This window comes from Mycobacterium sp. (assembly GCF_004298145.1).
In the GTDB taxonomy this organism is placed as follows: domain Bacteria; phylum Actinomycetota; class Actinomycetes; order Mycobacteriales; family Mycobacteriaceae; genus Mycobacterium.
On the sequence record NZ_SCRH01000068.1, the window covers coordinates 40,076 to 52,021 of the forward strand.

Sequence of the window (11,946 nt, forward strand, 5' to 3'; positions counted from 1 at the left end):
TGAGGAGGAGGTGGAAACGGGCCGCGATTCTGTTTGCCGATGATGCCGTGTCCTGGGTTCTCGGGTCGGGGGTAAGCCCACAACGTCGCAGGTCGAAAGGACGAGGGGCGCTAGCGTGCAGGCTCGGCCCCGATAGCGGCGGCTTGCTGGTATGTCATTGGTGGACGGCGGAAACAGTTGAGTGGCATCGCCAACCCACTGCCGGAACCGATCGCGGGTGATGCGAGGGGGCGTATAGTCGCCACTGAAGTCCGTTTCTGGACCTGTCGCCGTTTAGCTCAAAGCGGCCAGTCAGCCTCACGGCTACTGCGCTCGGTACTGGCTCCGGCGATCAATGATCCGAAAGCCATCTCCCCGTTGGTAGCGCGTGTGGTGGGCAAACGACAGGTCCTGCGGATCAGCATGCAGTGGAGGCGACCGTGCGGATTGCCGGCAGTGTCTTTCTGCATAGACTCCGGAAAGTGAGTCAGCAATGCAAACTTGTTCGCGCACAGGTGTTTACACGATTTATCGAGTGAACACAGGGTGCGTCAGCCGATGACCAATACAATCGCCCCAACCCGTCCAGCTCGGGCACCTGCCAGACAAACCGACGATTCATACGACGACGTAGTCGAAATGTTCTTGGCGCTGCATCAGCTGCCGGCCGAATCGCACGAGTACGGCCGCCAGCGCGAACGCATCGTGGACCGATGCCTGCCACTGGCCGACCATGTGGCCAGCCACTTCGCCCGCCGGGGCGAAGGTCTCGAGGACTTGATTCAGGTCGCGCGGTTGGGCTTGATGAACGCCATCAACCGGTTCGACCCCGCGAAGGGCCCCAGCTTCATCGGGTTCGCCGTCCCCACGATGATGGGTGAGGTCCGCCGCTACTTCCGCGACTACAGCTGGGGGATGCGTGTCCCGCGGCGGTTGCGCGAGCTGCACGTGCAGATCAGCAGGGCGACAGCCGATCTCGCCCAGCAGCTCGGGCGCGCGCCCACCGCCGGTGAACTATCGCAGATGCTCGAGGTTCCGCGGGAGGAGATCGTCGAATGCCTCGTCGCCGGCGATGCGTACCGGCTCGATTCCCTGGACGCGCCGCGCGGCACCGATACTTCCGGAACGCCGCGCTCGGTGGCCGACTCGGTGGGCGACCTCGATCCACAGATCGAGCACATCACCAACCGCGAAGCGCTGCGCGCTCTGGTTGCCACCCTGCCGCCACGCGAACGCGAGGTTTTGCGCATGCGGTTCTTCGAATCGATGACGCAGAGCCAGATTGCGGAGCGGATCGGGGTATCGCAGATGCAGGTCTCGCGCATCCTGGCCAACACGCTGCGCTGCCTGCGCGACCAACTCGAGTAGCCCGTCGGGCACCCAGTACGCTCCGCGGCGTCCCATGCCGCGGAGCAATGTACTGTGCGATTCGGACGACGAACCGAACTTTGCCGCCGGGAAGACCTGGAAGGGAGCTCGATGCGATGAGGACTTCACGAGCGCTGATCGCGGGCGTCGCGGCGGCAACGGCACTGGCGGTGTCGGTGGCCGGCTGTGGCAACAACAAATCCCAACCGTCGACGTCGAAGACGGGATCCGCTACCTCGGCAACCTCTGCCACCGGCAGCCCCAGCGCGGCACCGCCGTCATCGTCGACGGCGCCGGCACAGCCCGATGGTTACGCCCGGCTGCTCATCCAGGCGGGCGATATCAACGCCCCGGTTCCGTTTACCGCCGCTCCCCCCACCAGCAATCCCAATGGTCAGCCGGGTGCGGCGACGACCTTCACGGACGATGACGGCAGCCACGCGATCAAGGTCACGATCCAGGTCTACGAGGACCCCGATGCGGCGACCAACGCGTTGAACGCGGCCAAGGGCCAGCAGGGCGGTGTCGTCAAAGACCCGACCACGCAACCGTCGAACGTTGGCAGTGGCGGAACGATGCTGATGGGAAACACACCCGACCGCAGTAAGGGTGTCGTGATACTGCTCTTCACCGAGGGCAAGGCGCTTGCCACCCTGCAGTTCGACGGCCCGACCGACACGCTCGCCCCGCCGGATTTCGTCAGCGACGTCGGCCAGAAGCAGGACGCGGCGATCAAGAAGGGGCTCGGTGGCTAGGCGCCGCACGGACCGCCGCCGAGGGACGCCATGAACGTCATCAACGGGTTGCCGGCTCACGCCCTGCTGCTGCATTTCGTCGTGGTGCTCGTGCCGCTGACCGCCCTGCTGGTGATCGTGTGCGGGTTGTGGCCGGCGGCCCGCCGCGGCCAACTGATGTGGCTCACGCTGATCCTGGCCGCGGTCACGATGGTGTTGACGCCCATCACCATTGACGCTGGAGCGTGGCTCTACGACCGCCAGGCCAGCCCCAGCCCGATCTTGCGCGAACACGCCGCGCAGGGCGGCCTCATGACCTACTTCTCCGCCGCGCTGCTGGTGGTCGCCATCCTGCTCGTCGCACTCCGGGTGATCGAGCGCCGATCCGACAAGCGCCGCGTGGTGCTCCACGTGCTCGTCGCGATCGTGGTGCTCGCGACCGGCATCTCGTCAATACTCCAGATCCACCGCGTGGGCGACGCCGGCGCCCAGGCGGTCTGGGGCGGCTAGGAGCCTCCGAAGCAACCCCGTCCAGCGTTGCGCGCCGCCCTGCCAACAAGCGCTGCCGAAGTAACTGCGGCAAGTACGCGCAATGTGCGACGTGGTCCTCCGCGTTGGGTTACCGTTTGCGGTGTCGAAGCCGGGGCGGAAGGGAGCCTAGCCGTGAGCAACTCTTTGAGGCTTGTCGTTGCGGTGCCGCTGATGATGTCGGTGGCGGGCGCATCGCTGATCGGCTGCAGCCACAGTTCGACATCATCACCCGCGGCGACGTCATCGAGCGCCTCGACCTCGGCCGGCCACAGCCCGGCGTCGACGTCCGCGCCCGCACAGCCGTCCGACTACACTCGGTTGCTGATCGCGGCGAGCGATATCAATGCGCCCGAAGTGTTCACGGCCAGCCCCCCGGTCAACAACCCGAACGGCCGACCGGGCGCCAGCATCACCTTCAGTAACGACGATCGCACCCACGTGATTACCGACAGCATCCAGATCATGTCCGATACCGCCGGCGCGCTCAGCGCGCTGGAATCGGCAAAGGTGACGCACGACGGTTATGTGCACGGGGTGCCCCAACCGATCGCGATCGGCACCGGTGGCACCACAATTTCGGGACCTTCACCCGACGGCGCCAAGGGGGTGACGGTGTTGCTGTTCACCGAGGGCAGGGCGTTCGCCGAACTGGAATTCGACGGGCCGCCCGATGTCCTGGTGCCGCCGGACTTCGTGACCGACGTCGGCCAAAAGCAAGATGCGGCCATCAAGAAGGCACTCGCCGGCTAGGTGTCGATGGCGCCGAACAGCACCGCGATCAGGTGATCGGCGTCAAAAGAAACAGCCGAAATCGGCGCGCGCCGGCGCGATCTTGGGCAACCCGATAGTTCGGCCAATGGTCCAGCACCGCGGCCCACGCTTGCTCGCGCTCCGCGCCGCTGAGCAGTTGCACCGTTGCCACGAACCGATGGCCACGCCTGCGCACGGTAACCCGTTGTGCCGCCTTGAGATTCGCCGACCACGACGGGTGGCGCTCTCGCCCCCAGTTCGATCCGACCACCAGTAGGCCGTCGCGAAAGGGGGCGTACTGCGCCGTGGCGCTACGGGCAAGACCCGTCTTGCGGCCCGAGGTCGTGATCCGCACGTTCGGCAGACCGGCGAGGTCCAGCGCACCGAGCCGCCCACTCGTCGCGAACCGGAGCAGCGACTCGAGGCCTTCGACAATCGGTCGCCCACTGCGCATCAGCACGCGGTAGGCCGACGGGTTGCGGGCCAGCCGCTGCAGCGGATTCATGGGGTGACTGTATTCGCCGTGGGTCGTGTCCGGGCGTCAGGCCGATGAAATACCGCTGACAACCCCGGGTTTCGGGCACCGCGTTCTACTCAGCCGGTCTGAGCTAAATAAACTGCTTGATTTAACAGATCGGTAGGTGTTCACTGAGGCGATGACCGCCGAGCGGATCGCTCGCTCCGACAGGTCGACGGGCACCCGAGAGGCGCTCTTGTCGGCCGCCGAAGTGTTATTCGCCGAACGCGGGATGTACGCGGTGTCGAACCGGCAGATCAGCGAAGCGGCCGGGCAGGGCAACAACGCCGCGGCCTGCTACCACTTCGGGACCAGGGTCGACCTGCTCCGCGCGATCGAAAGCAAACACCGCGAGCCGATCGAGGAGCTGCGCGCACAGATGTTGGCGGCCGTCGGCGATTCCACCGAGCTACGGGACTGGGTGGGCGCGTTGGTGCGCCCGTTGACCGACCATCTCTCCGCGCTGGGCACCCCGAGCTGGTATGCCAGGTTCGCCGCCCAGGCCATGGCCGATCCCACGTACCGCCATGTGGTCACCAAAGACGCGCTGGCCTCGCCGTTACTGGTGCGCACGCTCGACGGCATCAACCGCTGCCTCCCCGAACTACCCAGGCGGGTGCGTTCCGAGCGAATGGTGATGGTGCGCAACCTGCTCATGCACACCTGCGCCGAGCACGAAGGCGCGCTGGCCGAGCACGGACCGCGGTCGCGCTCACCCTGGCCGGTCGCCGGTGAAGGGCTGATCGACGCGATCGTCGGTCTGTGGCGCGCACCGGTGCACGTGGGTGCGGCGGGCGGCCAGCCAGCACCGACAACTGCGCAAGCCGACAACCGAGGAGCACGATGACCGAAGGATCCACCGCCACCGATATCCCGGAGTTCCCGATGACGAGGGCGCCCGGTTGCCCGTTCGCCCCGCCTCCGACGGTATTGGAGCTCAACGCCGACAAGCAGCTGAGCAGGGTGCGGATCTGGGACGGCAGCACCCCATGGCTCATCCACGGGTACGACACGATACGGGCGTTGTTCACCGATTCGCGCACCAGTGTCGATGACCGCCTGCCGGGCTATCCGCACTGGAACGAGGGCATGCTGGCCACGGTGCACAAACGCCCGCGTTCGGTGTTCACCTCCGATGCCGAGGAGCACACCCGGTTTCGCCGGATGCTGTCGAAGCCCTTCACGTTCAAGCGGGTTGAAGCGCTGCGCCCGGCGGTGCAGAAGATCACCGATGACCACATCGATGCCCTGCTCGCCGGCCCGAAGCCGGGCGACGTCGTCAGCGGCCTCTCGCTGGCGGTCCCCTCCCTGGTCATCAGCGAACTACTCGGCGTGCCGTATGAGGACGCGGAATTCTTCCAGACACACGCCCAGCGCGGCGTGAGCCGTTACGCGACGGAGGAGGACACCGCCCAGGGCGCCGCCGCATTGGCGAAGTATCTGGCCAATCTGGTCCGGACGAAAATGCAAGGCCCGTCAGAGGATTTGGTGTCCGACCTCGCCGAGCGGGTCAACGCCGAAGAGCTCAGCGTGCGCGAGGCAGCGCAATTGGCCGTCGGCGTGCTGATCGCGGGTCATGAGACCACCGCGAACATGATCAGCCTGAGCATCGCGGCGCTGCTCGAACATCCCGATCAGCGGGCGCTGCTGTGCGACACCGACGATCCGAAAGTCGTTGCCACCGCGGTCGAGGAGCTGATGCGCTACCTGAGCATCATCCAGACCGGCCAGCGGCGAATCGCCGTCGAAGACATCGAGATCGGCGGTGAGACGATCCGGGCCGGCGACGGCATCATCCTCGACGTCGCCCCCGCCAACTGGGATGCCCGCCAGTTCCCCAACCCCGACCGCCTCGACCTGCTCCGCGACGAGGGACCGCATGTCGGGTTCGGCTACGGTCGCCACCAGTGTGTGGGTCAGCAGCTGGCACGCATGGAATTGCAGATCGTCCTGCCCACCCTGCTGCGCCGCGTCCCGACACTGCGACTCGCCGTGCCGCTGAACGAGCTTCCGTTCAAACACGACGCGCTGGCCTACGGTCTCTATGAGCTCCCCGTGACATGGTGAAACCTGATCTAGCGCTGCACGTTCCCGATCTGCGTGGCAGATTCGCCGTCGTCACCGGAGCCAACAGCGGTCTGGGGTTCGGCGTGACGAGGCGGCTGGCGGCCGCGGGCTCGGACGTGGTCATGGCGATCCGCGACCGGGCGAAAGGCGAGCGGGCGATCGTCGAGATCCGCCGAGAGGTACCCGAGGCCAAGCTCACCATCAAGCAACTGGACCTGTCGTCGCTGCACAGTGTGGCTGCGCTGGCCGAAGACCTGGCCGCAGAGGGACGTCCGATCGACATGCTGATCAACAACGCCGGTCTCATGACACCCCCACAACGACAGCAGACCCGCGACGGCTTCGAATTACAGTTCGGGACAAACCATTTAGGTCATTTCGCCTTGACCGGACGCCTGCTAGGGCTGCTGCGGGCCGCGGAGTCCCCGCGTGTGGTGAGCGTCAGCAGCCTCGCCGCGACTCAGGGCAATCTCGAATTCGGCGACGTCAACGCGGAGCGCGGCTATAAACCCATGTACTCGTATGGCGTCGCCAAGCTGGCGCAGCTGATGTTCGCGGTCGAATTGGACCGGCGCAGCCGCCAGGGAGATTGGGGATTGATGTCCAACGCCGCGCACCCCGGGCTGACCAAAACCAACCTGCTCAGCGGCGCCTCGTACGGCCGCACCACACCGACCTTGACGGCGCGGCTCACGCGCCTGACGTGGCGGGCTCTGCCGTTCATGTGGCTCGATATCGATGAAGGCATCAAACCCACCCTCTACGCCGCGGTCTCACCGGACGCGCAGGGCGGAAAGTACTACGGTCCGCGTGGCTTCTACGAAACAGTCAGGGGGGGAATCACTTTCGCTGGGATCCCCCGACCGGCACGCAACGAGCCCGACATGCGCCAGCTGTGGCAGCTCTCCGAGCAACTCACCGGTGTCAGCTATCCCGACTGAGATGCACAATGATAAGTGATCGCCAAACGAAGGGACGATGATGTCCAGCCCAGCCCGGACCCTGTACCCCGAAGGCGTGATCGGCGCACCCAAGCACCGCCGCGGTCACGCGGCGGAATTCCGCACCGGCCTGCCGACCGGCACCGAAGTGTTCTCCGCTGACAACCACATCTCCGTGGCCGACGACATCTTCTACGAGCGCTTTCCCGACGAACTCAAGGATCAGGCCCCACGGATCTGGTATGAGGATGGCGCGTATCTGCTTGGCCCACCGGGACAGTCGATGGTGGTCGGTGATTTCAGCGCGGTGCTCATGCAGTACGACGATCTCGCCGGGGCGGCCACCAACAACGTCGAAGCGAGGGTTCGTGAGCTCGCCGAAGACGGCGTCGACAAGGAGCTGGCCTTCCCCAACGCGGTGCTCGCGCTGTTCCACCATCCCGACCACGAAATTCGCGAACGGATCTTCCGCGTCTACAACGAGCACATCGCCGAGGTTCAGGCACGCTCCGACGGGCATTGCTACGCAGTGGGGCGGATCAACTGGTGGGATCCGCGCGGGGCCCGCCGCACGCTCACGGAACTGAAATCGCTGGGGCTCAAAACGTTTCTGATGCCGATCAGCCCGGGCAACGATGACAACGGTCAGCCTATCGATTACTCCAGCACGGCAATGAGCGCGGTGTGGGACGAGATCGAAGAGGCCGGCCTGCCCGTCACGCACCACATCGGCGAGAGTCAGCCCAAGTTCCCCAGCGAGGTCAACAGCGTCGCGGTGGCCATGATGGTCAACATCGACTCGTTCCGGGAGATGTTCTCCAAGTACATCTTCGGCGGCGTCCTCGACCGGCATCCAAGGCTGCGGATCGGCTGGTTCGAAGGTGGAATTGCCTGGGTGCCAACGGCGCTGCAAGATGCCGAGCACGTGCTGGCCTCCTATCGGCACATGCTGGCGCACCAGCCCGAGCATGACACCCGCTACTACTGGGACGCGCACATGTGCGCCTCGTTCATGGTGGATCCCCTGGGCCTGGGGCAGATCAACGAGATCGGCATCGACAAGGTGATGTGGTCGTCGGATTACCCGCACAACGAAAGCACCTTCGGCTATTCGGAGAGGTCGCTGTCCGCGGTGGTCGACGCCGTCGGCCCCGAGGACGCCGTGCGCGTCGTCGGCGGGAACATCAAGAAATTCCTGGGGATCTGAGCATGACGAACGCGGCGACCGCCCTCGGCTCGGTGCTTGAGATCCCCGACGAGCCGGATCGGGTCCGGATGCGCGCGGAGACCGGAGCACGGCTGCGCGCCGCGATGGCCGAACACGGCGTCGACGCGCTGATCCTTCTCCTCAACGGCTACGTCGGCTACGCCACGGGGGCCAGCTGGCCGCTGCTGGACGCGGGCCTGTCGCACGTGGAGCGCCCCGTTGCGGTCGTGCTCGCAGATGACGCGCACCCGCACCTGTTCATGCCGTTCCGCAGCGGGGCATCGGCGGAAGCACCGGTGCCCGACGACCATCTGCACGGCCCCGCCTACCTCGAATTCGACCACGGTGTCGAGGCTTTCGCGCGGGAACTCGCCGAAATCGTCCCACCGGGAGCCAGCATCGCCGTCGACGAACTCACCGGGGCGATGCGACGGGCGGCGCCCATTCTTTTCCCCGCCGGGCCGCCGACCGATGCGGCGATGGTGGTCGGTGCGGCGCAGTTGGTGAAGACCCGCGACGAATTGTCCTGTCTGCGCCGGGCGGCCCGCATCACCGAACAGGCCATCGTGGACGTGCAGCAGGCGCTGGTGCCGGGTGTGCGGCAGATCGACCTCTCGGCCACGTTCGTGCGTCGCGCGTTCGAGCTGGGCGCCACCACCAACATGCTGGAGGCGATCTGGCAGGTGATGCCGACTTCGCGGGAAGCCGGAGTGTGGACGACGCATGGGGATCTCGCGCTGCCGCTGCTGCCCACCGACCGTGAACTGGCCGCCGGCGACGTGCTGTGGACCGACATCAGCATCACCTACCACGGATATTGTTCCGACTTCGGTCGAACCTGGATTGTCGGCGAGCAGCCCACGCCGCGACAGCAGGACCAGTTCCGGCAGTGGCGGGCCATCCTGGACGCGGTGCTGGCGGTGACCAAAGCCGGTGTGACGTCGGGTGATTTGGCGCGCGCGGCGATCGCGGCCAACGGTGGGCGCAAACCGTGGCTGCCGCATTTCTATCTGGGACATGGCATCGGCACCTATCCCGCCGAGGCGCCGATGATCGGAACGGATCTCGGTGAGGAGTTCGACGACAACTTCGTCTTTCCGCCCGGCATGGTTCTGGTCTTGGAACCCGTGGTGTGGGAGGACGGAACGGGGGGCTATCGCAGTGAGGAGATCGTGGTGATCACCGAAGACGGCTTCGCGCCGATTACCGACTACCCCTATTCCCCCTATGGCGACTGAGGTTCTGCCCGACCCCGGGTCGCTGCGGTACGGGCGCCGGGAACGGGTGCTGGCCCAGATGGACGAGCACGGTCTCGACATCCTGGTGCTCGGGCGGCAAGCCAACATTCGTTATGTCACCGGCGCGCCGCAGCTGTGGATAGCCGGGACACGACCGTTCGGTCCGATGTGTGTGCTGGTGCGTGCCACCGGAGACATCTACCTCAACAGCACCGACGATGAGGGCGTCCCCGAGGAGATCGACCACGATCACCTCTACGGGCTGGCGTGGAACCCGATGACGCTCATCGACGTGCTGAGGAAGGTCGACGGCGCCGGAACGGCGCGACGGGTCGGAACCGACGCGATCACACCGACATTCGCCGCGCTGCTGCCCGACGCGTTCCCCAACGCCGAGCTCGTCGATGCCGAGCCGGCGATACGCGCGGCGCGGCGCATCAAGACACCCGACGAAATCGCCGCGATGGATCAGGCCCTTCGTGTTGCCGAACGCGGACTCGCCACTGCCCGGGCCGAATTGGCGCCCGGCGTCCCGGAGCGGACCCTGGCCGGGATGATGATGGAGGCGATGGCCGCCGGTGGGGTCAGCACCCCGGCCACCCAGGACGCGGCGTGGGTGACGTCGCGGGAATACCCGTGGCGGCGCGCCTCTGCGCAAGAGATCCGATCGGGCGACCTCGTCGCGTTCGCCGCGGGCGCGCTGGCGAACGGCTATGTCGCCGAGGTCGGCCGAACCTGGCCCGCCGGCGATGGGGCGGACGCTCGCGCGCTCTTCGCGCGGTCGAACACGCTGCACGACAGGATGCTTGCCGCCTGCCGCCCCGGCGCACCCACCAGAGATCTGCTGGCCGCCTATGAGGCGGCCGGCGAGCCAATCCCGCCGATGCCGATCGCGCACGGGCTGGGGCTGGGTTTCGACCCGCCCGTCGTGTCCGAAACGCTCGTGGCCGCGGGCGAACACGACCAACTCGACGCGGGCATGGTGTTGGCGATCACCGGCTACGTGTGGCAGCAGGGTGTCGGCGCGGTGTTCCGCCGCGACACCGTCCACATCACCGAGGATGGCGTCGATGTGCTGACGGCCAGCCCGGTGTGGACTTAGCCGAGGCGGCTTCGGCCTGGTAATCCGCCGGTTCCGGATATCGAGAACGTATATTGAAATCCCCTGTGTCACTAAGGTTTCGGTGGTCACAATGCGGGGCTTCTTGTCGGTGGGCCTTCGTAGGGTCTGGGGCATGGGTTCGGGCGGCATCATGGATCGCGACGAGATCGGCGCGGCCTTCGATGCCCTCGATCATGCGATCGACGCTGTGGCAGGGTTCTGTTTTGACGCGTTGACTCCGCGGGAGTGGCTGGCACTGTTGGAGCGCACCGAAAGGGTGCGTCGGCGGCTGCCGGTGCCTGAGCATCGGTTGATCAATCACCTCTCCCGCCAAGCCAGCACTCAAGAACTAGGCGGCAAGCTCGATCACGCGCTAGCCGATCGGCTCAGGATCAGCCGCGCCGAGGCCTCCCGCCGCGTCAAAGAAGCCGCCGATCTGGGGCCGCGCCACGGCCTGACCGGCGAACCCCTGCCGCCGGTGTTGGCGGCCACCGCCGCCGCCCAACGCGAGGGCACGCTGGGTGCTGGGCACGTCGCCGTCATCCGCGGCTTCTCCCGCCGCCTGCCCGGCTGGATCGACGCGGCCACCCGCGAGCGCGTCGAAGCCGACCTGGCCGCCCACGCCAGCCACTACCGCCCCGAAGAACTCAACGGCCTGGCCCACACCCTGCAGGACTGCCTCAACCCCGACGGCACCTACACCGACGAGGACCGCGCCCGCCAACGCGGCCTGACCCTGGGCAACCAGCAACCCGACGGCATGTCACAGCTGCGCGGTGTGATCACCCCAGAGCTGCGCGCCACCCTTGAAGCCGTGCAGGCCAAACTCGGCGCCCCGGGCATGTGCAACCCCCACGACCAGACCCCGTGTGTGGACGGTGCACCCAGCCAAGACGCCATCGACCGCGACACCCGCTCGGGCGCCCAACGCAACCACGACGCCCTGCTCGCTGCGCTGCGCGCCCTGCTGGCCTCCGGAGAGCTCGGCCAGCACAACGGGCTACCGGCCGCCATCATCGTGACTACCACACTGGCCGACTTGGAGGCCGCCGCCGGACACGGCCTGACCGGTGGGGGCACCATCGTGCCGATGAGCGACGTGATCCGCCTGGGCCGCCACGCGCACCATTATCTGGCGATCTTCGACAAAGGCAAAGCCCTCGCGCTCTACCACACCAAACGCCTGGCCTCCCCCGGACAGCGAATTGTGTTGTACGCCAAAGACCGTGGGTGCACCGCCCCGGGCTGCGACGTCAAGGGCTACTACTGCGAAGTCCACCACACCACCGACTACGCCACCTGCCACACCACCGACATCAACGACCTCACCTTCGCCTGCGGCCCACATCACCGCATGCTGACCCCCGGCGCCTGGACCACCCGCAAAAACACCCGCGGCGACACCGAATGGCGACCACCGGCCCACCTCGAGCGCGGACAACCACGCACCAACGCCTACCACCACCCCGAACGATTCCTGAACCACGACGAAGACGACGACCCCGTTTGACG

12 protein-coding genes are annotated in these 11,946 nt (G+C 66.5%); 11 read left to right on the top strand and 1 reads right to left on the bottom strand.

What is annotated here, in order from left to right; all coding sequences use genetic code 11:
- Positions 1 to 537: 537 nt before the first annotated feature.
- The 4 genes from EPN51_RS26995 to EPN51_RS27010 all read left to right on the top strand — a co-directional run bounded on the left by EPN51_RS26995 (position 538) and on the right by EPN51_RS27010 (position 3,362).
- Entirely contained in the window at positions 538 to 1,347 is an 810-nt protein-coding gene (locus tag EPN51_RS26995; protein WP_293048940.1) for a SigB/SigF/SigG family RNA polymerase sigma factor, read from the top strand.
- A gap of 116 nt (positions 1,348 to 1,463) precedes the next feature.
- Positions 1,464 to 2,102 carry a hypothetical protein gene (locus tag EPN51_RS27000; protein WP_293048941.1) on the top strand — a complete coding sequence of 213 codons (639 nt, stop codon included), beginning with the start codon at positions 1,464 to 1,466 and terminating at the stop codon, positions 2,100 to 2,102.
- A 30-nt stretch (positions 2,103 to 2,132) separates the two neighbouring features.
- On the top strand, positions 2,133 to 2,591 hold the full coding sequence (locus tag EPN51_RS27005) for a DUF2231 domain-containing protein (RefSeq protein WP_293048942.1): 459 nt from the start codon (positions 2,133 to 2,135) through the stop codon (positions 2,589 to 2,591).
- A 153-nt stretch (positions 2,592 to 2,744) separates the two neighbouring features.
- The gene (locus tag EPN51_RS27010) at positions 2,745 to 3,362 is read left to right on the top strand and encodes a hypothetical protein (protein WP_293048943.1); all 618 of its coding nucleotides are present in this window, start codon (positions 2,745 to 2,747) and stop codon (positions 3,360 to 3,362) included.
- Positions 3,363 to 3,390: 28 nt separating this feature from the next.
- On the opposite strand, the gene EPN51_RS27015 is transcribed toward EPN51_RS27010, so the two are convergent.
- Positions 3,391 to 3,867: a nitroreductase family deazaflavin-dependent oxidoreductase gene (locus tag EPN51_RS27015; protein ID WP_293048944.1), complete on the bottom strand. Its 477-nt coding sequence runs from the start codon at positions 3,865 to 3,867 to the stop codon at positions 3,391 to 3,393.
- 136 nt (positions 3,868 to 4,003) lie between these two features.
- Between EPN51_RS27015 and EPN51_RS27020 the strand changes: the two genes are divergently transcribed.
- From EPN51_RS27020 to EPN51_RS27050, 7 genes are all read left to right on the top strand, one after another.
- Complete coding sequence (locus EPN51_RS27020) at positions 4,004 to 4,726, top strand: TetR family transcriptional regulator (RefSeq protein WP_293048945.1); 723 nt, start codon at positions 4,004 to 4,006, stop codon at positions 4,724 to 4,726.
- Positions 4,723 to 5,946 carry a cytochrome P450 gene (locus EPN51_RS27025; protein ID WP_293048946.1) on the top strand — a complete coding sequence of 408 codons (1,224 nt, stop codon included), beginning with the start codon at positions 4,723 to 4,725 and terminating at the stop codon, positions 5,944 to 5,946. Before EPN51_RS27020 ends, EPN51_RS27025 begins: the two co-directional genes overlap by 4 nt.
- The gene (locus tag EPN51_RS27030) at positions 5,940 to 6,887 is read left to right on the top strand and encodes an SDR family oxidoreductase (protein WP_293048947.1); all 948 of its coding nucleotides are present in this window, start codon (positions 5,940 to 5,942) and stop codon (positions 6,885 to 6,887) included. Before EPN51_RS27025 ends, EPN51_RS27030 begins: the two co-directional genes overlap by 7 nt.
- A 40-nt stretch (positions 6,888 to 6,927) precedes the next feature.
- Positions 6,928 to 8,094, top strand: a complete 1,167-nt coding sequence (locus EPN51_RS27035) for an amidohydrolase family protein (protein ID WP_293048948.1) — start codon at positions 6,928 to 6,930, stop codon at positions 8,092 to 8,094.
- A gap of 2 nt (positions 8,095 to 8,096) precedes the next feature.
- A complete protein-coding gene (locus EPN51_RS27040) occupies positions 8,097 to 9,332 on the top strand; it encodes a Xaa-Pro peptidase family protein (protein WP_293048949.1) in 1,236 nt (411 codons plus the stop codon).
- The gene (locus tag EPN51_RS27045) at positions 9,322 to 10,434 is read left to right on the top strand and encodes a M24 family metallopeptidase (protein WP_293048950.1); all 1,113 of its coding nucleotides are present in this window, start codon (positions 9,322 to 9,324) and stop codon (positions 10,432 to 10,434) included. Before EPN51_RS27040 ends, EPN51_RS27045 begins: the two co-directional genes overlap by 11 nt.
- Before the next feature lie 133 nt (positions 10,435 to 10,567).
- Positions 10,568 to 11,944 (top strand): HNH endonuclease signature motif containing protein, encoded by a 1,377-nt coding sequence (locus EPN51_RS27050; RefSeq protein ID WP_293049022.1) that lies wholly within the window; start codon positions 10,568 to 10,570, stop codon positions 11,942 to 11,944.
- Positions 11,945 to 11,946: the final 2 nt, after the last annotated feature.